We start from the raw sequence: 20452 nt of genomic DNA, 5'->3' as shown, positions 1-20452 counted from the left end.
GGCCGTGATAAGGACCGAGCATGAAAATTGAATCTGTGAATGTCACCGTTTTCCAATATCCCACTCGTCGGGTTTCCGACAGCGCCGGGCACTCCCATCCGGGGGTTGAAAGCATGGCCAAAATGGCGATGCTGACCATCACCGCTGATGATGGGGCGCAGGGCTTTTCGTTTGCGCCTCCGGAAGTCGTGCGCCCGTTCGTGGTGAATACTTTTTTTCGCAAAGTGCTGGTGGGACAGGACCCGTTTAACCGTGAGCGTCTCTGGCAGGATCTTAACCACTGGCAGCGCGGCAGCGCACATCAGCTAACGGAGCGCGCGCTGTCGTTTGTTGAACAGGCGCTGTGGGACCTGATCGGCCGCAGCCTTAAGATGCCGGTTTATAAGCTGCTCGGCGGCTATCGCGACACTGTCCCGGCTTACGGTAGCACCATGTGCGGCGACGATCTGCCGGGCGGCCTGTCGACCCCGGAAGAGTATGCCGCTTTTGCTGAGAAGCTGGTCGCCCGCGGCTACAAGGCCATCAAACTGCACACCTGGATGCCGCCAATCTCTTTTGCGCCCAATCCCAAAATGGACATTAAAGCCTGCGCGGCGGTGCGCGAAGCCGTAGGGCCGGATATTGACCTGATGATTGATGGCTATCACTGGTACAGCCGCGCCGAGGCGCTGTGGATCGGCAAAGAGCTGGAAAAACTCAATTTCGCCTGGTTTGAAGAGCCGATGGAGGAGGATTCGATGTCTTCCTATGCGTGGCTGGCGGAAAACCTGTCGATTCCCATCGTCGGGCCGGAGAGCTTCGGCGGCAAGCACCACATGCGCGCCGAATGGGTGAAAGCCGGTGCCTGCGACATTCTGCGCGCCGGCGCTAACGGCGTGGGGGGGATTACACCGACCATGAAGGTGGCGGCGCTGGCGGAATCTTTCGGCATGGATTGCGAAGTCCACGGCAACGGAGCGGCAAGCCTGGCGGTGGTGGGCGCGATCCGCAACTGCCGCTGGTACGAGCGCGGCCTGCTGCATCCGTTCCTCGACTACGATGAACCGGCGGCCTATCTCAACAGCATTGTCGACCCGATGGATGACCAGGGATTTGTGCATTTGTCACAACGTCCGGGTCTCGGTGAAGACATTAATTTTGCGTATATCGAAGCCAATACCGTTAGCCACGACTGATTTAAAAAAATAAATACCCGATGGCGCTGCGCTTATCGAGCCTGCGGCCCGGTAGACCGGATAAGCCGAAAATGCCGCCATCCGGCAACATGTACCCTACAGTACAGGCAAACAGAGATATGAAAAAAACCTCCTTACTGGGAGCGTGTATTCTCGCGCTCGCCATGTCGATGGGGAGCGGGGAGGCGGTGGCGAAAACGCCGCCCGACCAGCTGATCATCGGCATGAATATGAATAACCTGCTCACCCTTGACCCGGCGGCGATGACCGGTAACGAAGTGGTGGGGATCGTGGTCAACCTCTACGACTCGCTGGTGGAGCTTGACCCTGAGCAGCTCACCACCGTCAGGCCCGCGCTGGCGAAATCCTGGGATATCAGCCCCGACGGCAAAACCCTGACCTTTCATCTGCGCGATGACGTTAAGTTTCACTCCGGCAACCCGCTGACCGCCGCCGACGTCGTGTGGTCAATGCGGCGCATCCTGCACCTCAACCTGGCCCAGGCCTCAGTATGGAAATCCTATGGCTTCAGTAAGAAAAATATCGACAGCCAGGTCAGCGCGCCGGACCGCTTCACGGTGCAAATCGTATTACCCAAAGATAACGATCCGCAGCTGGTGATTTACTCGCTGGCGGCGCTGGGCAACCTCGGAGTGCTGGACAGTAAAACGGTGCAAAGCCACCAGCAGGATAACGACTGGGGTAACCGCTGGCTAACCACCCATGAAGCCGGTTCCGGGCCGTTTATCCTCGAAACCTGGCAGGCGAAAGATGTGCTGCGCATGAAGCGCAACCCTGACTACTGGCGCGGCGAGGCGAAAATGAGCCGCGTGGTACTGCGTCATTTCCAGGAGTCGCAAACTCTGCGCCTGATGATCGAAAAAGGCGACCTTGATATTGCCAACAATATGGCGGTTTCCGATATCAACGCCCTGCGCAGCGACCCGCAGCTGACCGTCGATGCGGTGCAGCGCGGCACCATGTACTACGTGGCGATGAGCATGAAAGAGGCGCACTTCGCCAATCCGAAAGTGCGCGAGGCGGTGCGCTATCTGATTGATTACCAAGGTATCAATAAAGCGCTGATGCCGGGCTACGGCGTGCTGCACCAGCGGCCTATCAAAGCGGGAATGCCGTCCACGCTACCCGATCCCGGCTACAGGCTGGACGTGGCGCGGGCGAAAAAGCTGCTGGCGGAAGCGGGATATCCCAACGGCTTTGATACCACGCTGCGGGTACTCTCCGATCAGCCATTTCTTAACATCGCTATCGCCGTGCAGTCGACGCTGATGCAGGCGGGGATTAACGCCAAAATCATCACCGGCACTGGTAACCAGATCTACGGCGCAATGCGCGAGCGTAAATTTGACCTGCTGGTAGGTCGCGGCGGCAGCGGGATGGAGCCGCATCCGCACTCCAGCCTGCGCGCGCTGGTCTATAACCCGGATAACAGCGATAAGGCGCGCCTGACCAACTTCCAGGGCTGGCGTACCGGTTTTTACGACCCGCAACTGAATACGATGATTGACCAGGCCCTGCTGGAACGCGATCCGCAAAAACAGGTGGCTGACTACCAGGCCATCCAGACACGCTACGACCAGCTGGTTCCGGCTTTAATTCCGCTTTCGCAGATGGTTGATTCGGTCGTCGTGCGCAACGAGGTACGGGAGTATCAGCCGCACCCCTCCGCCACCACTTTTCTGCGTGACGTCTATAAAGTCCGCGAAGGAGAGAAAGGATGAGTACCGCAATCCTTGCGCCCGGCTCACGCGGCCGGCGCTTATCAAAACGGCTACTGCAGGTGGTGATTACACTGTTCGGCCTGCTGCTGCTGACCTTTACCATTGGCCGCGTCATGCCCATCGACCCGGTGCTGGCGATTGTCGGCCCGGATGCTGACCAGAGTACCTATCAGCAGGTTTACCAGCAGCTGGGGTTTGATAAATCGCTGACCACCCAGTTTGGCATCTATTTCGTCAACCTGTTGCACGGCGATCTGGGCAACGCGCTGCTGACCGGGAAACCGGTGGTGGACGATATTATCCGCGTCTTCCCGGCCACCATGGAGCTGGCAACGATGGCGATTATTGTCGGCGCGGGTCTTGGTATTCCGCTGGGCGTGTTGGCGGCGGCGCGGCGCAATAGCGTCTCCGATTATGTGGTACGCATTATCAGCCTGGCGGGCTACTCGACGCCGATCTTTTGGGTCGGGATGATGGGGCTGCTGGTGTTCTATGCCTGGCTTGGCTGGGTAGGCGGCGCCGGGAGGGTAGATCTCGGGCTGGATGGTGTGGTGCCGCGCCGCACCGGGCTGATGACCGTTGATGCGCTGCTGGCCGGCAACGGCCAGGTGTTCTGGAACGCCATTAATCATCTGATTCTTCCCGCCTCGCTGCTGGGTTTTCACTCGCTGGCTTATATCAGCCGTATGACCCGCAGCTTTATGCTGGCCCAGCTGTCGCAGGAGTTCATTATTACCGCCCGGGTGAAAGGGCTGACCGAGCGCCAGGTTATCTGGAACCATGCGTTTCGTAACATCCTCGTGCAACTGCTGACGGTGGTGGCGCTGGCCTACGGCGCGCTGCTGGAAGGCGCGGTGCTGATTGAAACCGTCTTCTCATGGCCGGGGTTTGGCTCCTACCTTACCGGAAGCTTGCTGCTGGGCGATATGAATGCGGTGATGGGCTGCGTGCTGCTGGTGGGGGTGATCTTCGTGATGCTCAACCTGCTCTCCGACATGCTGTATCAATTCTTTGACCCGAGGACAAAATCATGACCGTTTCTCTGGATTCGCCGCTTTCGGGTGGTGCGGGCGAAGGCCGTCAGCGGCTGCAACGCGCGGCGGCGCGGGCCGTCGGGTTTATCGGCAAAATGGCGCGCAATCCGCTCACGGCCATCGGCGGAGGAATTATCTTTATGCTGCTGGTGGTGGCGATTTTCGCGCCGCTGATTGCGCCTTATAACCCGCTGGTACAGGACCTGAATAGTGCGCTGGTCGCGCCGAATGCGCAGCACTGGTTCGGCACCGATGAGTTTGGCCGAGATATCTTTAGTCGCCTGGTGTACGGCTCCCGCATCACGCTCTATATCGTGCTGCTGGTCTCAGTGACCGTCGGTCCGCTCGGACTGCTGCTGGGCGTCAGTGCCGGCTATTTCGGCGGTAAAGTCGATATGGTGCTGATGCGCGTCACCGATATTTTCATCTCCTTCCCGAGTCTGGTCCTGGCGCTGGCGTTTGTCGCCGCTTTAGGACCGGGGCTGGAGCACGTGGTTATCGCCATCACGCTGACCGCCTGGCCGCCGATTGCCCGTCTGGCGCGCGCCGAAACGCTCTCTCTGCGCCAGGCTGATTTTATCTCCGCCGTGCGTCTGCAGGGCGCTTCATCGGCCCGCGTCCTCTGGCGCCATATCGTGCCGCTGTGTCTGCCCTCGGTCATTATCCGTATCACCATGAATATGGCCGGGATCATTCTGACCGCGGCCGGTCTAGGCTTTCTCGGCCTCGGCGCGCAGCCGCCAGAGCCGGAGTGGGGAGCGATGATCTCCAGCGGGCGCACTTATATGATGGAGTGCTGGTGGGTCGTAACCATTCCGGGGCTGGCGATTCTGATCAATAGCTTAGCGTTCAACTTCTTAGGAGATGGCCTACGTGACATCCTCGATCCCCGTAGTGAATAATGCACCGCTGCTCGACGTGCGCGATTTGTGCGTCGACTTTGTTAACGGTAGCGCGGTGACCCACGCCGTGCGCGGCGTTTCCTTCCAGCTGGGGCATGAGAAGCTGGCCATTGTCGGCGAGTCCGGTTCGGGTAAGTCCACCGTTGGGCGCGCGCTGCTGCAGCTGCATCCGAAAAAGGCCCGCGTCAGCGCCAGCCGGATGCAGTTTGCCGACCTCGATCTGCAGCATCTTAGCGAAGCGCAGATGCGCGGCGTACGCGGCAAACGTATCTCGATGATTATGCAGGATCCGAAATATTCGCTGAATCCGGTGGTCTGCGTGGGTAAGCAAATCGCCGAGGCCTGGCTTACTCATCATCCCGGGCGCAAAGATGAGGCGAAAGCCAGGGCGCTGGAGATGCTGGAGGTGGTGCGTATTCGCCAGCCGGAGCGCGTTTATCAGCTTTATCCGCATGAAATATCCGGCGGACAGGGACAGCGCATCATGATCGCCATGATGCTGATTACCGACCCGGAGCTGATCATTGCCGATGAGCCCACCTCCGCGCTGGACGTGTCGGTGCGCCTGCAGGTGCTGGGCCTGCTGGATGACCTGGTTCAGTCGCGCGGGCTGGGGCTGATTTTTATCAGCCACGATATCAACCTCGTGCGCAGCTTCTGCGACCGGGTGCTGGTGATGTACGCCGGACGGGTAGTGGAGTCCATCGCCGCTAAAGATCTCGATAACGCCCGTCACCCCTACACTCAGGGATTGATTAACTCGCTGCCGGATATGCAGCATCGTCGCCCGATACTGCCGGTGCTGCAGCGTCAGGCCAGCTGGTTAACGGATTAAGGAGCGGATAATGATTGAAGTTCAACATCTCAACCTCGCGTTTGGCGAGGGGGAGAAGCGTAACCAGGTGCTGTATGACGTCAGTTTCCACGTTAAGCCCGGCGAGATCTACGGTCTGGTAGGAGAGTCCGGTTCCGGTAAAACGACGGTGCTCAAGTGCCTGGCGGGGCTGTTTACCCACTGGCAGGGGGAACTGACCATCGATGCTCAGCCCTTAGGGCATGAAATTAGCCGCGAGCGCTGCCGTCAGGTGCAGATGGTATTTCAGGACCCCTACGGATCGCTGCATCCCCGTCACACCATTGGCGATATCCTCGAAGAGCCGCTGCAGATCCATCGTATCAACGACCGCGACCGGCGGATCAATGTGCTGCTGGATAAAGTAGGCCTCAACCGCGCCTTTCGCGAGCGCTATCCGCATCAGCTCTCCGGCGGGCAGCGGCAGCGCGTGGCAATAGCCAGAGCGCTGATTCTTGAGCCTCAGGTGCTGCTGCTGGATGAGCCGACGTCGGCGCTGGATGTGTCGGTGCAGGCTGAGATCCTTAACCTGCTGGCAGAATTGCAGCGGGAGGCTAAGCTCACTTACCTGATGGTCACCCACGATCTTGGGGTTATTGCCCACTTATGCCAGAAAGTGGCGGTGATGCAGTACGGGAAGATCCTCGAAACCCTGACGGTCGATGCGCTGGTCAGCGGCCAGGCGCAGATGGCCTATACGCAGATGCTGGTTAACGCCAGTCGGCAATATACGCGCGAAATGGCGCGCGAGGTGGCGGAATACTAAGCTTTATGGCGCATTGTCTCACGGCAGATGTGCCCATTTTAATAGGTAACTATTTGATGTTATAGGTTTTTTGTGGTTGTGGGTATCGTCTGTTAATGTAAGCGCGGTGTTTGGATCGATATCCTGCCCAGGTTTTTTCCCTGCAGCCGCAGGTGCCGTTTTACCTTAACATTCAGAGGCTCAATCAACGAACCCGGCTGCTGTATACCAGCCGGGCGCCGTCTTTGCTTTGCGAAGCCTGATCAGCGTAGCAGCGGGCAGTCGGGCGGCAGCCGGCAGCGCAGGGCCGCCGGTAACAGCTCCATACGGAAGGTTTTGCCGCTGAGCGGCTCGCCGTCGAGATTAAAGGTCATCTCATGGGGGGCGGTGATCTCAAACCACGAGGAGACACCGTCAACAATATTCGGCGAGTTTTCCGGATTCGCCAGGGTGCTGAACAGGGCAGGGATCAGCTCTTCGCCGGTGAAAATGCGCAGATGCAGCAGACCATCGTTAATCAACGCCTCCGGACACAGCTGCTGACCGCCGCCGGCCTGGCGGCCGTTGCCGATGCCGATGACCAGCGCATCGCCCTGCCAGTGAAAGTTCTCCCCGCGGATCTCGCAGCGGTCCGGCTTCAGGGTATCCATGCGCATCAGACCGTGGATTAAATAAGAGACACCGCCGAGCGCGGCCTTGAGTTTTTCCGGCGTTTCGGTGGTGATCCGGGTGCCGAACCCGCCGGTCGCCATATTAATAAAGCCGGTTTTATCATTCACCCGGGCGATATCTATCGGCACATCGCGGCCGACGATCGCCAGCTTGAGGGCGCTGGCCAGGTCCTGCGGAATACCGACGCTGGTGGCAAAGTCGTTAGCCGTGCCCAGCGGTAAAATCCCCAGCGCCATCTTGCCGCCGCGCTCCACCAGCGCGGTCGCCACTTCATTAATGGTGCCATCGCCACCGCCGGCGATCACCGTTTCAACGTTCAGCTGCAGGGCTTCATCGATAAACCGAGCGGCATCGCCCTTTTCCCAGGTGACGCGGACGTGAATATCGATCCCTTCGTCGCGTAACAGGTTAACCGCCTCGCGTAACTGCGGTTCATTGGCACCTTTGCCGTTAAGGATCAGTAAGCTGGCAGGAAACGTAGACATCATCAAGGGAACCTTTATTGCTTAATGTTGCATAAAGTGTACCGCATGACGCAAGCGAAGACCGGAGGAGAGGCAAAAAAATAAGCCCGCGTAAGGGAGATTACGCAGGCTAAGGAGGTGGTTCCTGGTACAACTAGCATTTATGGGTTATGTTTTTCAGCGAAATGGATGATACCTGTTTCGATCGAAACGGTATGTGATCCGATTCTAATATCCTTACATCGTGAAAAAATAACGCAAATTAACTAGTTACCGTGCGGATTTCTGGTTGTTTGACCAGTAAAGTTGCGCATCAGCAGGGCATACTGCAGGGGCAGGTCATCCGGCACAGGCAACCAGACGGTATAGCCATCGCCCGGGGCCACCGGCATGGTTTCGCCTTTGCCATTCTCCATATGCTCAAGGGTGAAGTTGACGTTACCTTGCGGGGTCATCAGCTCAAGGCTGTCGCCGACGCTGAACTTATTTTTGACCGCCACGGCCGCCAGCGGGCCGTTACGCTCTCCGGTGAATTCGCCGACAAACTGCTGGCGCTCGGAGACGGAGTAGCCGTACTCGTAGTTCTGATAATCGTCATGGGTATGGCGGCGCAGGAAGCCTTCGGTGTACCCGCGGTGGGCCAGCCCCTCCAGGGTCTCCAGCAGGCTGGTATCGAACGGTTTGCCGGCGGCGGCATCGTCGATCGCCTTGCGGTAAACCTGAGCGGTGCGCGCGCAGTAGTAGAAGGATTTGGTGCGGCCTTCGATCTTCAGCGAGTGAACGCCCATCTGGGTCAGACGCTCAACGTGGGCGATAGCCCGCAGATCTTTCGAGTTCATGATGTAGGTGCCGTGTTCGTCCTCAAAGGCGGTCATGTATTCGCCCGGACGTTTGGCTTCCTCAATCATAAAGACTTTATCGGTCGGCGCGCCGATGCCGAGGGTAGGCTCCACGGTCTGCACCGGGATCGGCTCATATTTGTGGACGATGTTGCCGACGTCGTCCTCTTTGCCTTCCGCCACGTTGTATTCCCAGCGGCAGGCGTTGGTGCAGGTCCCCTGGTTCGGGTCGCGCTTGTTGATATACCCGGAGAGCAGGCAGCGGCCGGAGTAGGCCATGCACAGCGCGCCGTGGACGAAAATCTCAATCTCCATCTCCGGCACCTGGCGGCGAATCTCTTCGATTTCATCCAGCGACAGTTCACGCGACAGGATCACGCGGGTGAGCCCCATCTGCTGCCAGAATTTGACCGTCGCCCAGTTGACGGCGTTGGCCTGCACTGAAAGATGGATCGGCATCTCCGGGAAGTGTTCCCGCACCAGCATGATTAAACCCGGATCGGACATGATCAGCGCGTCCGGACCCATCTCCACCACCGGCTTCAGATCGCGAATAAACGTTTTCAGCTTGGCGTTATGCGGGGCGATGTTGACCACCACATAGAATTTTTTACCCAGCGCGTGGGCTTCATTGATGCCGAGCTGCAGATTTTCGTGATTGAATTCGTTGTTACGCACGCGCAGCGAGTAGCGCGGCTGGCCGGCATAGACGGCATCGGCGCCATAGGCGAAAGCGTAACGCATATTCTTCAGCGTTCCCGCCGGGGAGAGGAGTTCTGGTTTAAACATGGTGTTCTCGTTCTGATGACAGGTCAGATTCGCCGCACCTGGTGCGGCGAGTTGGGGAGTGTCCCCACATTAAGGGCGGGCATTGTAGCGCCGCGGCGAAGGGGAGTAAATATCAGATAGGTATCTTTCAGTATGGCTAATTTGTTTGCCATTTTGAACCTGGGCAGTACTCACACTGACAGCGTTAATAACGCCTGGTGGGATAGGCTCTAGGGAGTTCCCCGGGTTGCGGCGTAAACGCCTTACCCGGGCTACGGATTGCAGATGGCGGTGAACGTGTAGCCCGGCGAAGCGCAGCGCGAGCCGGGAAAAGGCTAACTACGCCAGCCGGCAGGCGTCCGCTTCCCAGCGGTAGCCAACGCCATACACCGCGCGGATAAACGACTGCTCGGCGTCCAGCGCCTCCAGCTTACGCCGCAGGTTCTTGATGTGGCTGTCGATGGTGCGATCGGTGACTACCCGATAATCGTCATACAGATGGTTGAGTAGCTGTTCGCGGGAGAACACTTTGCCCGGCTCCTGGGAGAGGGTTTTCAGCAGCCGGAACTCGGCGGGAGTGAGGTCCAGCAGCTTGTCGCGCCAGGAGGCCTGAAAACGACCTTCGTCGACAATCAGCGGGCTCTGGGCGTCCAGCGCCTGCAGATCGCGCTGCGGCTTGCAGCGGCGGAGGATGGTTTTTACCCGGGCGACCACTTCCCGCGGGCTGTAGGGCTTGCAGATATAGTCGTCGGCGCCTATTTCCAGCCCCAGCAAACGGTCGATCTCTTCGATTTTCGCCGTCACCATTACCACCGGAACATCGGAGAAGCGGCGAATTTCCCGGCACAGCGTCAGACCGTCGGTACCGGGCAGCATCAGATCCAGCAGGATCAGATGCGGCGGCGTCTGGCGGACGTAGGGCAGGACCTTGTCGCCGTGGTTAATCAACGCAGGCGCATAGCCGGCGGCCTGCAGATAATCAATCAGCAGCTGGCCGAGCTTCGGTTCATCTTCCACGATAAGGATGCGTGGGGTGTTTTCATCTACAGGCAATTCAGTCATACGTCTCTCGGTAAATCATGTTCCAGAGGTAACTCAACTTTAATGCTAACCCCGCCAAAAGGCGAATGGTCGGCACGCAGGGTGCCGCCGTGGGCCGCTACGATATTGAGGCAAATCGCCAGCCCGAGGCCGGATCCGCCGCTGGCGCGGTTGCGCGATCCTTCCGCCCGGTAAAAGCGTTCGCACAGGCGGGCCAGCTGCTCATCGCTGACGCCGGGGGCGCTGTCGGCGAAGTCAATCACCAGCATCTGGCCGCTGCGGCGGGCGGTGATGTGCAGGCTGCCGCCGCTGTCGGTATAACGCAGGCTGTTCTCCAGCAGATTGTTGAAGAGCTGCATCAGGCGGTCGCGGTCGCCGAAGATCATCGCCTGCTCCGGGAGCGACACCTGAATGCTTAGCTGCCGGCTGGCGAAGCGCTCGCGAAAAGCGCCCGCCGCCACTTCCAGCAGGGTGATAATATCCAGCGAGGTTTTCTGGTAGGCCAGCGCCCCCTCGTCGGACATCGACAGCTGATGGAGGTCGTCCACCAGCTTGGTGAGAGTAGCCACCTCGGCCTGCAGAGAAGGAATCGACTCGGGGGTAAAGCGCCGGACCCCGTCCTGAATCGCCTCCAGCTCGCCGCGCAGCACCGCCAGCGGGGTGCGCAGCTCATGGGAGATATCGGCCATCAGATCGCGACGCATCTGCTGGTTGCGCTCCAGGGTGCTGGCGAGCTGGTTAAAATCCTGCGCCAGGCGGCCGAGCTCATCGCCGCCGGTCACCGTCACGCGGGTGGAAAAGTCGCCTGCCGCCAGCTTATGGGTGCCTTCCACCAGCCGCTTCACCGGCGCCAGCAGACCGCGGGCCAACGGGAAAGTGGCCAGCGCGGCAAGCAGGGTGGCAAGGGCGACAATCAGCCAGCTGGTGCGCTTTTGCTGCCGGTCGAAGTTAATGTCGGTATTGCGCGTCAGCCGCTCTACCGGCGAGGCGATCACTTTGCCCACCTCCGCGCCGTTGACCACGATGCTGCGCTGGGTGCCGTCCTCCGGGACGCGCTCACGCGGCCCCACCAGCACGCGCCCCGACTGATCCACCACCCAGAACATGGTGCGCCAGCCGTGGGGCGGCATTTCCGGCCTCGGGCGCGGGCCGTCAGGGGGGCCATCCGGCGGCGGCCCGTCCGGGGCGGCGTCCGGCTTCATGGCGTGCCCCGGCGGCGAGCGGTCGTCGTTATCCCGTTCGAAGGTGCGCAGCAGCTGGAAGATAAAGCGGTCATTATTGCGCAGAAACGCCCAGCTGCCATGCTGGGCATACTGCTCGCTCAGCGCGTCGCTGAGCATGGTTAAGCGTTGCTCATTGCCGCGCTTGATATAGTCGATAAACCCGCGTTCAAAACTAATGCGCACCGCCCAGTGCATGCTGATCAGCAGCACGATGCAGGTGGCGAATATAGCGAGGAACAGCTTGCCGGTAATACCCGGGCGCCAAAATTTCACGATCCACTCCTGTTGCGTCGACGGAGGACGGTATTACTGCCGACGTCATCCGGTACCCGGGAAAAGATGAGCGCCGGCAGGGCGATGATCGCCGCCATGCTCAGATAGGTGTAGAGAAAGACCTGATGGGTGCTGGCGGCGTCGAGGCTCATATGCTGCTGGCCATACAGCCCCAGCAGCAGCCCGGCGATGGTCACGCCGATACTCATCGACAGCTGCATCACCATCGACAGCAGGCTGTTGCCGCTGCTGGCCAGATCGTCCGGGAGATCTTTCAGCGTCAGGGTATTCATTGAGGAGAAGCGGCTGGCGTTGATCATCCCCTGCAGAAACAGGACCAGCGGCAGCGCGTAATACCACCCGGCCAGGGCGCTAAACATAAACAGCAGGCTGACCGCCGCCAGGCCCAGGGTGCTGGCGACCAGCACCCGACGGTAGCCAAAGCGGTTGACCACCTGGACCACGATCCGCTTCATGCCCATGCTGCCGAGCACCATCGGGATCATCATCAGCCCGGCGTGAAAGGGGGAGAAGCCGAGGCCGATCTGCAGAAACACCGGGGTCATAAACGGCAGCATGCCGCTGCCGATGCGTCCCGCGAAGCTGCCGCCGAGGCCGAGAGAGAAAGTGCGGTTGCGAAACAGGTTAAGGCTAAACAGCGCCCGGGCGTTGCCGCGGGCGTGCCACAGGTAGAGCAGCAGGGCGCAGAGGCCGACGGCCACCAGCCCCGCCAGCCAGGCAGGGGAAATGCCGAGCCCTTTCTGGCCGTCGAGCGCCAGGGTCAGGGTCGCCATTCCGGCGGCCAGCAGCAGAAAGCCGGAGAGATCGAAGCGCCGGGTCTGCATGGTGTAGTTGGGCATCAGACAGAGGGTGGCGATAGCGCCGACGATCCCCACCGGGATATTGATGAGGAAGATCCAGTGCCAGGAGGCGTACTCCACCAGCACCCCGCCCAGCGCCGGGCCGAGCAGCGGACCGACCTGGCCCGGCAGGGTGACGAAGGTCATCGCCGCCATATACTGATCGCGCGGGACGATCTTCATCACCGTCAGGCGGCCGACCGGCACCATCATCGCGCCGCCGACCCCCTGCAGCACCCGCGCCATCACCAGCTGGTCGAGGGTGCTGGCCTGGGCGCAAAACAGCGATCCGGCGGTAAACAGCACGATGGCGGTGAAGAAGATATTGCGCACCCCGACCCGGTCGGCCAGCCAGCCGCTGGCCGGCAGCATCACCGCCACCGTTAACACATAGGAGACGATAATCATATGCATATGCAGCGGACTCTCCCCGAGGCTTTTGGCCATCGAGGGGAGGGCGGTGTTAACGATGGTGGTGTCCAGCGACTGCATAAAGAAGCCGAACGCCACTATCCATAGCTGCCAGCGCACGCTGGCCGGGAGGTCTGTCATGTTATTCGCTTACCGGTTGAGAGGAGTGACGCGAAAAACGCTGCCGCAGTCGGTCAAAGAAAAGATAGACCACCGGCGTGGTGTAGAGCGTTAACAGCTGGCTCATCACCAGACCGCCGACGATGGTGATCCCCAGCGGCTGGCGCAGCTCAGAGCCATCGCCCCCGGAGAGCACCAGCGGCAGGGCGCCGAACAGCGCGGCGAGGGTGGTCATCATAATCGGCCGGAAACGCAGCAGGCAGGCCTGGAAAATCGCCTCTTCCGGCGTCAGGTTGCCGTTGCGCTGCGCCTCCAGGGCAAAATCAACCATCATGATGGCGTTTTTCTTAACGATGCCAATTAATAACATAATCCCAATCAGGGCGATTAGGCTGAACGGGGCATCGAAGATCTCCAGCGCCAGCAGAGCGCCCACCCCGGCGGAGGGCAGCGTCGAGAGGATGGTCAACGGATGCACATAGCTCTCATATAGCACCCCCAGCACGATATAGACCGTGGCGATAGCCGCGAGGATCAGGATCACCTGCGCGTTCATGGTCTGCTGGAACACCTGAGCGGTACCGGCAAAGGAGCCGCGCACGCTCGACGGCACCCCGAGCTGGGTCATCGCGCGGTCAATGGCCTCGCTGGCTTCCGACAGCGAGCGGCCGGTGGGCAGGTTAAAGGAGATAGTGGATGCCGCCGACAGCCCCTGGTGGTTCACCGACAGCGGGGCATTGGCCGGCTGCCATTTAGCGAAGTAGGCCAGCGGGATCGGCTTGCCGTCGCTGTTAATGACGAACATCTTATCCAGGGCGCTGACGTCCTGGGTGTAGGCCGGATCCACCTCCATCACCACCTTATACTGGTTGAGCGGCTGGTAGATGGTAGAGATCTGCCGCTGGCCAAAGGCGTTGTTCAGCAGGTTGTTGGCGTCCTGGACGCTGATGCCGAGGCGCGACATGGTATCCCGGTCATAAACCAGGTCCATTTCGGCGCCATTGTCCTGCTGATCCGAGTTGACGTCCGCCAGCTCCGGCAGCGCCGCCAGCGCTTTGCGGATCTTCGGCTCCCACTCGCGCAGCGCCGACAGGTCGTCGGACAGCAGGGTGTACTGATAGCTGGCGTTCGACTGCCGGCCGCCGACGCGGATATCCTGCACCGCCATCAGAAACAGGTTGGCCCCGGGCTCGTTGGCCAGCTTTTTGCGCAGCCGGTCGATCACCTGCTGCGCCGTCTCGTGGCGCTGGTCGCGCGGCTTGAGGGTGATAAACATCATCCCGCTGTTGACCCGCGAGCCGCCGGTAAAGCCGGTGACGTTATCCACCGCCGGATCTTCGCGAATGATCTTCATAAAGTCCTGCAGCTTGCCGCGCATCGCCTGGAAGGAGATGCTCTGGTCGGCCTGAATGCCGCCCATCAGCACCCCGGTGTCCTGCTCCGGGAAGAAGGTTTTCGGGATCGAAATGTAGAGCCAGACGCTGAGGGCGATGGTGCCCAGCACCACCAGGCCGGTCAGGCGGCTATGCTTCAGCACCCATTTTAACGATTTACCATAGCCGCCCTGCACGGCCACCAGCAGGCGGCCAAAGCCGCGGTTGCGCGTCGGCTGGTGGGGCTTGCCGCTTTTCAGCAGCCAGCCGCACATCATCGGCGTCAGGGTGAGGGAGACCGCCAGCGAGATGCCGATCGCCACCGACAGGGTGACGGCGAACTCGCGCAGCAGGCGGCCGGGCAGGCCGCCCATCAGCAGCAGCGGCAGGAACACCGCCACCAGCGACAGGCTCATCGACAGCACGGTAAAGCCGACCTCGCGGCTCCCCTGCAGCGCCGCCTGCAGCGGTTTCATCCCCGCCTCCAGATGGCGGGAGATATTCTCCAGCACCACGATAGCGTCATCCACCACGAAGCCGGTGGCGATGGTCAGGGCCATCAGCGACAGGTTATTGAGGCTGAAGCCGCACAAATACATCGCGGCGAAGGTGCCGATTAAGGAAACCGGGACGGCGACGGCCGGGATCAGCGTGGCGCGCCCCGAGCGCAGGAACAGGAACACCACGAGGATCACCAGCGCCACCGAAATCACCAGCGTCTGCTCCACCTCCTCCAGCGAGGCGCGGATGGTCGGCGAGCGGTCCTGGGCGATCTGCAGGTCGATAGCCGCCGGAATGGTCTGCTGCAGCTCCGGCAGGCGGGCGCGGATGCTGTCCACCGTCTGAATGATATTGGCTTCCGGCAGTTTGCGGATCATCAGCAGGATCGCCGGTTTGGCGTTGGTCATCCCGGCGTTGCGTACGTCCTGCACCGAATCCGAGACGGTGGCGACATCTCCCAGCCGCACCGCGGCGCCATTTTGATAGTGGACGATCAGCGGCTGATAGTCGGCGGCGGTCTTCAGCTCATCGTTGGTCTGCACCTGCCAGCGGTGCGCGCTGTCCTCCAGCGCCCCCTGCGGTTTGCGCACGTTGGCGTCGCTGATGGCGGTGCGCACCGCGTCCAGCGACACGCCCTGGTTGAACAGCGCCTGCGGGTTGAGGTCGACGCGCACCGCCGGCAGGGAGCTGCCGCCGACGTCGACATCGCCCACGCCGTCGATCTGCGCGATGGTCTGCGCCAGCTGGGTGGAGGCGAAATCATACAGCTCACCCTGGGAGTAGGTGTCCGAGGTCAGCGTCAGGATCATGATCGGCGCATCCGACGGATTGGCTTTGCGATAGGTCGGCCGGCTGGGCATTCCGCTCGGCAGCAGGCTTTGCGCGGCGTTGATCGCCGCCTGAACGTCGCGCGCCGCGCCGTTGATATCGCGGTCGAAGTTAAACTCGAGAATGATGCGGGTACTGCCCAGCGAACTGGAGGAGGTCATCTCATTGACCCCCGCAATCCGCCCCAGGGAGCGCTCCAGCGGGGTGGCCACCGACGAGGCCATGGTCTCCGGCGAGGCTCCCGGCAGCGAGGCGCTAACCATGATCACCGGGAAGTCCACCTGCGGCAGCGGGGCTACCGGCAGCAGCCGGAAGCCGAGAATGCCGCACAGGGTGATGGCCAGCGAGATGAGGATCGTCGCCACCGGGCGGTAAATGAAGAGGGCGAAAAACTTCACTTACGCCTCCTCTTCCTGACGCGGGAAGCGGCGCTTCAGGTGCAGCGACAGGCGGTCGAACAGCAGATAGATCACCGGGGTGGTGAACAGGGTCAGCACCTGGCTGAGCATCAGACCGCCGACCATGCCGATCCCCAGCGGACGCCGCAGCTCGGCGCCGACGCCGGTGCTCAGCATCAGCGGCAGGGCGCCGAGCAGGGCGGCGAGGGTCGTCATCAGGATCGGCCGAAAACGCAGCAGACAGGCCTGGTAGATCGCCTCCCGCGGCGGCATGCCCTGCTCGCGCTCAGCGGCCAGCGCGAAGTCGATCATCATGATGGCGTTCTTCTTCACGATGCCGATCAGCAGAATGATGCCGATGATGGCGATCACGTCCAGCTCGCTGCCCGCCAGCCACAGCGCCAGCAGCGCCCCGACCCCGGCGGTGGGCAGGGTGGAGAGAATCGTGATCGGGTGGATAAAGCTCTCGTACAGCACCCCCAGCACGATATACATCGCCACCACCGCGGCGACCACCAGCCAGACGGTGCTGCCGAGCGCCGACTGGAAGGCCAGCGAGCTGCCCTGGAACTGGGTGCGAATATCGGTCGGAAAATCGAGCGACTGTTCGGCGGCGAGGATCGCCTCCACCGCTTCGCCCAGCGAGTAGTTGTCCGGGACGTTAAACGAGATGGTGGTCACCGGGAACTGATCGAGGTGGTTCACCGACAGCGGGGTAAAGCGCTGCTCCACCGTGGCGATGGCGGTCAACGGCACGATGCCGCCGTCGCTGCTGGTGAGACGGATATTCTCCAGCGCCGCCAGGCCCGGCGTCGCCTCGGTATCCTGCTCGAGCACCACGCGATACTGATTCGCCTGAGTGTAAATAGTGGAGATCAGCCGCTGGCCGAAGGCGTTGTACAGCGCGTTATCGACATCGGCCATTGAGATGCCGAGGCGGCTGGCGCTGTCGCGATCCACCTTGATATAGGCGGCCAGGCCTTTGTCCTGCCAGTCGCTGCTGACGTCGGCCAGCTGCGGCTGGGCCTGCAGGCGGCTGAGCAGCGGCGGCACCCAGGTGCTCAGCGCCTCGAGGGAGTTTGCCTGCAGGGTGAATTGATACTGGGTGCGGCTCACCGTGGTGTCGATGGTCAGGTCCTGGGTCGGCTGCAGGTAGAGCGCCACGCCGGGGACGCCGTCCACCGCCTGCTGCAGACGGCTAATCACCGTCTGGACGCGGTCGTCGCGTTCGTCCAGCGGCTTGAGGTTGATCTGCAGGCGGGCGCTGTTCAGCGCCGGGTTGGTGCCGTCGACGCCGACGAAGGAGGTCAGACTCTCCACCGCCGGATCCTTAAGGATAATGCTGGCCACCTGCCGCTGGCGCTCGGCCATGCTGGTGAAGGAGACCGACTGCGGCGCCTGGAGGGTGCCCTGGATAATGCCGTTATCCTGGATCGGGAAAAAGCCTTTCGGGATAAAGACCCACAGGATAATCGACAGCGCCAGGGTGCTCAGGGCGACGCCGAGCGTCAGCCACGGATGGTTCAGCACCCGGCTCAGCCAGCGGCCATAGACGGCGATCACCCGTTCGAAGAAACGCTCGCTGGCCCGCGAGAATCGGTTCTGCTTGCGCAGCGATTCGTGGCTTAACATGCGGGCGCACATCATCGGCGTCAGGGTCAGGGAGACCACCGCCGAGATAAGAATAGCGACGGCAAGGGTGACGGCGAATTCGCGGAACAGGCGGCCGACGATATCGCCCATAAACAGCAGCGGGATCAGCACCGCGATCAGCGAGAAGGTGAGGGAGATAATGGTGAAGCCGATCTCCCCCGCGCCCTTCAGCGCGGCGGCCAGCGGCTTCTCGCCTTTTTCGATATAGCGCGAGATGTTCTCGATCACCACGATGGCGTCATCCACCACGAAGCCGGTGGCGATGGTCAGGGCCATCAGCGTCAGGTTGTTGATCGAGAAGTCGAGGAACACCATCACCGCGAAAGTGCCCACCAGTGACAGCGGCACCGCGACGCCGGGAATAATGGTCGCCGGCACGTTGCGCAGAAACAGGTAGATGATCATCACCACCAGGGCGATGGCCAGCATCAGCTCAAACTGGGTGTCGCGCACCGAGGCGCGGATGTTAGTGGTCCGGTCGGAGAGGACCTGCACCTTCACCGATTTCGGCAGGCTCTCGGTGAGCTGCGGCAGCATCTGGCGAATGCTGTCGGCGGTGTCGATGATGTTGGCCCCCGGCTGGCGCTGGACGTTCATCACGATGGCCCGCTGCTGGTTGGCCCACGCCCCGAGCCAGCTGTTTTCGGCCCCTTGTTCGACGCTGGCGACATCGCCGAGCCGGATCGGCGCCCCGTTCTGATAAGCGATAATCAGCCGGCGATAATCCTCAGCGGACTGCATCTGATCGTTAGCGGAAAGCGTCACCGCGCGGGCCGGACCGTCGAGGCTGCCTTTCGCGGAGTTAACGTTGGCGCTGGTGATAGCGGTGCGCACGGTTTCGCTGGTCAGGCCGAGGGCGGCGATGGCCTGGGCGTTAAGCTTCACCCGCACCGCCGGGCGCTGGCCGCCGGCGAGGGTCACCAGACCGACGCCGGAAACCTGGGAGATCTTCTGCGCCACCCGGGTCTCCACCATGTCCTCAACCTGGGTCATCGGGATGGCGGAGGAGGTGACGGCGAGAGTCATGATCGGCGGATCCGCCGGGTTCACCTTGCTGTAGACCGGCGGGTTGGGCAGATCGCTTGGCAGCAGGTTGGTGGCGGCGTTAATGGCCGCCTGCACTTCCTGCTCGGCGACGTCCAGCGGCAGGGTCAGCTGGAACTGCAGCGTGACTACCGAGGCGCCGCCGGAGCTTTGCGACGACATCTGCTTGAGGCCTGACATCTGGCCGAACTGGCGCTCCAGCGGGGCGGTGATGGCGGAGGTCACCACGTCCGGGCTGGCGCCCGGATAGAGGGTGACTACCTGAATGGTCGGGTAATCAACCTCCGGCAGGGCGGAGACCGGCAGAAAGCGGTAGCCGATGATCCCGGCCAGTAGGATAGCCACCATCAGCAGAGTGGTGGCCACCGGACGCATAATAAACAGCCGGGACGGGCCGCCGGTGCGGCCTGGAGGTAACACCTGCATCAGGAACGCGCTCCGTGTTTACCGCTCTGGCGCGGGGCGGGCTGCGCCTGCTCGCCGCTGTTGGCGGTGACAACTTCCACCTTCGCCCCCTCGGTCAGGCGGTCAATCCCGTCGGTGACCACGCGATCTCCGGCGGAAAGCCCGGCGCTGATGACTACTTTCTGGCTGTCCTGGATGCCGGGCGTCACGCTGTGTTTGCTGACCTTATTCTCATCGTTCAGCACCCATACGAAATGCCCTTCGTTGCCCATCTGCAGCGCGGCGGCAGGGATCACCACCGCGTTCTGCTGGGTGTCCACCAGCAGGCGGGCGTTAACGAACTGATTGGGGAACAGCGCGTCGTCCAGATTGCTAAAGCGTGCCTTCAGCTTGATGGTCCCGGTGGTCGCATCGATCTGGTTATCGAGGCTCAGCAGCTCGCCGACGCTGATTTTCTGCTTATTGGTGCGATCCCAGGCTTCGACGCTGAGCGCTTTGCCCGCTTTCTGCGCCTGCACCACCGTGGCGATGCTGCTTTCCGGCAGGGTAAAGACCACGTCGATCGGGTGCGTCTGGGTAAGGACTACGATCCCGGTGGTATCCCCGCTGGAGATCTGGTTGCCGATATCGACCTGCTTTAAGCCGACGCGGCCGTCAATTGGCGCGGTAATGCGGGTCCAGTCGAGCTGCAGCTGGGCGCTGGCGACGGCCGCTTCATCAGCTTTCACCGTGCCGGCGGATTCCACCACCAGCGACTGCTGAGTGTCGAGCTCCTGGCGGGAGACGAGGTTGGTCTTCACCAGCTGCTGGTAACGAGCGAGATCGCGGCGGGCGTTGGCAAGGGTGGCCTGATCTTTCGCCAGCTGACCCTGCGCCTGGGCGAGAGCGACTTTAAACTGGCTGGGGTCGATCTGCGCCAGCAGGTCGCCGGCTTTGACCTGCTGACCCTCATGGAAGTGAAGGCTCAGCAGTTGGCCGTCGACCCGGCTGCGGACGGTGACGGTGTTGGCCGCCGTCACCGTACCCAGCCCGGTGAGATAGCGCGGGACCGCTTCTTCGGTGGCGGTGGCCGCCTGCACCGGCGCCAGCGCGGCGCCAAAGCGGCCATGGCGTGCGCCGCCCGGCCCC

14 protein-coding genes are annotated in these 20452 nt (G+C 61.5%); 6 read left to right on the top strand and 8 right to left on the bottom strand.

The annotated features are described in order from the left end of the window. The first annotated feature begins 20 nt into the window (after nt 1-20). The 6 genes from RRF55_RS06065 to RRF55_RS06040 all read left to right on the top strand — a co-directional run bounded on the left by RRF55_RS06065 (nt 21) and on the right by RRF55_RS06040 (nt 6472). Nucleotides 21-1175, top strand: coding sequence for a mandelate racemase family protein (locus RRF55_RS06065; RefSeq protein WP_064153693.1), 1155 nt, complete (start codon nt 21-23; stop codon nt 1173-1175). 119 nt (nt 1176-1294) lie between these two features. Continuing rightward, the gene (locus tag RRF55_RS06060; protein ID WP_004180553.1) at nt 1295-2917 is read left to right on the top strand and encodes an ABC transporter substrate-binding protein; all 1623 of its coding nucleotides are present in this window, start codon (nt 1295-1297) and stop codon (nt 2915-2917) included. Further along, nucleotides 2914-3951 (top strand): ABC transporter permease, encoded by a 1038-nt coding sequence (locus RRF55_RS06055; RefSeq protein WP_004149062.1) that lies wholly within the window; start codon nt 2914-2916, stop codon nt 3949-3951. The genes RRF55_RS06060 and RRF55_RS06055 overlap by 4 nt, the downstream gene beginning before the upstream one ends. After that, a complete protein-coding gene (locus RRF55_RS06050; protein ID WP_004200464.1) occupies nt 3948-4853 on the top strand; it encodes an ABC transporter permease in 906 nt (301 codons plus the stop codon). The genes RRF55_RS06055 and RRF55_RS06050 overlap by 4 nt, the downstream gene beginning before the upstream one ends. Next, complete coding sequence (locus RRF55_RS06045) at nt 4825-5688, top strand: ABC transporter ATP-binding protein (RefSeq protein ID WP_004180551.1); 864 nt, start codon at nt 4825-4827, stop codon at nt 5686-5688. The genes RRF55_RS06050 and RRF55_RS06045 overlap by 29 nt, the downstream gene beginning before the upstream one ends. 10 nt (nt 5689-5698) lie before the next feature. Then, nucleotides 5699-6472 carry an ABC transporter ATP-binding protein gene (locus RRF55_RS06040; protein WP_004899467.1) on the top strand — a complete coding sequence of 258 codons (774 nt, stop codon included), beginning with the start codon at nt 5699-5701 and terminating at the stop codon, nt 6470-6472. A gap of 242 nt (nt 6473-6714) precedes the next feature. Here RRF55_RS06040 and yegS read toward each other — a convergent pair whose 3' ends face one another. From yegS to RRF55_RS06000, 8 genes are all read right to left on the bottom strand, one after another. Then, nucleotides 6715-7611 carry a lipid kinase YegS gene (yegS, locus tag RRF55_RS06035; protein WP_004151134.1) on the bottom strand — a complete coding sequence of 299 codons (897 nt, stop codon included), beginning with the start codon at nt 7609-7611 and terminating at the stop codon, nt 6715-6717. 242 nt (nt 7612-7853) lie between these two features. Then, the gene (gene trhP, locus RRF55_RS06030) at nt 7854-9215 is read right to left on the bottom strand and encodes a prephenate-dependent tRNA uridine(34) hydroxylase TrhP (protein ID WP_004144192.1); all 1362 of its coding nucleotides are present in this window, start codon (nt 9213-9215) and stop codon (nt 7854-7856) included. Between the two features lie 318 nt (nt 9216-9533). After that, a complete protein-coding gene (gene baeR / locus RRF55_RS06025; protein WP_004175198.1) occupies nt 9534-10256 on the bottom strand; it encodes a two-component system response regulator BaeR in 723 nt (240 codons plus the stop codon). Next, a complete protein-coding gene (gene baeS / locus RRF55_RS06020; RefSeq protein WP_032412692.1) occupies nt 10253-11731 on the bottom strand; it encodes a two-component system sensor histidine kinase BaeS in 1479 nt (492 codons plus the stop codon). The genes baeR and baeS overlap by 4 nt, the downstream gene beginning before the upstream one ends. Beyond that, the gene (locus RRF55_RS06015; RefSeq protein ID WP_004151136.1) at nt 11728-13143 is read right to left on the bottom strand and encodes an MFS transporter; all 1416 of its coding nucleotides are present in this window, start codon (nt 13141-13143) and stop codon (nt 11728-11730) included. The genes baeS and RRF55_RS06015 overlap by 4 nt, the downstream gene beginning before the upstream one ends. Before the next feature lies 1 nt (nt 13144). Next, the gene (gene mdtC / locus RRF55_RS06010; protein ID WP_064153694.1) at nt 13145-16222 is read right to left on the bottom strand and encodes a multidrug efflux RND transporter permease subunit MdtC; all 3078 of its coding nucleotides are present in this window, start codon (nt 16220-16222) and stop codon (nt 13145-13147) included. Then, nucleotides 16223-19345, bottom strand: a complete 3123-nt coding sequence (locus RRF55_RS06005) for an MdtB/MuxB family multidrug efflux RND transporter permease subunit (RefSeq protein ID WP_064153695.1) — start codon at nt 19343-19345, stop codon at nt 16223-16225. Then, nucleotides 19345-20452: MdtA/MuxA family multidrug efflux RND transporter periplasmic adaptor subunit (locus RRF55_RS06000; protein ID WP_439419104.1), on the bottom strand; the 1108-nt coding region annotated here is incomplete at its 5' end. The genes RRF55_RS06000 and RRF55_RS06005, both read right to left, overlap by 1 nt.

The organism is Klebsiella sp. K47 (genome assembly GCF_051858335.1).
GTDB classification, from domain to species: domain Bacteria; phylum Pseudomonadota; class Gammaproteobacteria; order Enterobacterales; family Enterobacteriaceae; genus Klebsiella; species Klebsiella pneumoniae.
This window is presented reverse-complemented; position numbering and strand designations above follow the sequence as displayed.

Coding starts and splice junctions, on each gene's coding strand:
- RRF55_RS06065 (WP_064153693.1), top strand. CDS start 21: ATGAAAATTGAATCTGTGAATGTCACCGTTTTCCAATATCCCACTCGT.
- RRF55_RS06060 (WP_004180553.1), top strand. CDS start 1,295: ATGAAAAAAACCTCCTTACTGGGAGCGTGTATTCTCGCGCTCGCCATG.
- RRF55_RS06055 (WP_004149062.1), top strand. CDS start 2,914: ATGAGTACCGCAATCCTTGCGCCCGGCTCACGCGGCCGGCGCTTATCA.
- RRF55_RS06050 (WP_004200464.1), top strand. CDS start 3,948: ATGACCGTTTCTCTGGATTCGCCGCTTTCGGGTGGTGCGGGCGAAGGC.
- RRF55_RS06040 (WP_004899467.1), top strand. CDS start 5,699: ATGATTGAAGTTCAACATCTCAACCTCGCGTTTGGCGAGGGGGAGAAG.
- yegS (WP_004151134.1), bottom strand. CDS start 7,611: ATGATGTCTACGTTTCCTGCCAGCTTACTGATCCTTAACGGCAAAGGT.
- trhP (WP_004144192.1), bottom strand. CDS start 9,215: ATGTTTAAACCAGAACTCCTCTCCCCGGCGGGAACGCTGAAGAATATG.
- baeR (WP_004175198.1), bottom strand. CDS start 10,256: ATGACTGAATTGCCTGTAGATGAAAACACCCCACGCATCCTTATCGTG.
- RRF55_RS06015 (WP_004151136.1), bottom strand. CDS start 13,143: ATGACAGACCTCCCGGCCAGCGTGCGCTGGCAGCTATGGATAGTGGCG.
- RRF55_RS06005 (WP_064153695.1), bottom strand. CDS start 19,345: ATGCAGGTGTTACCTCCAGGCCGCACCGGCGGCCCGTCCCGGCTGTTT.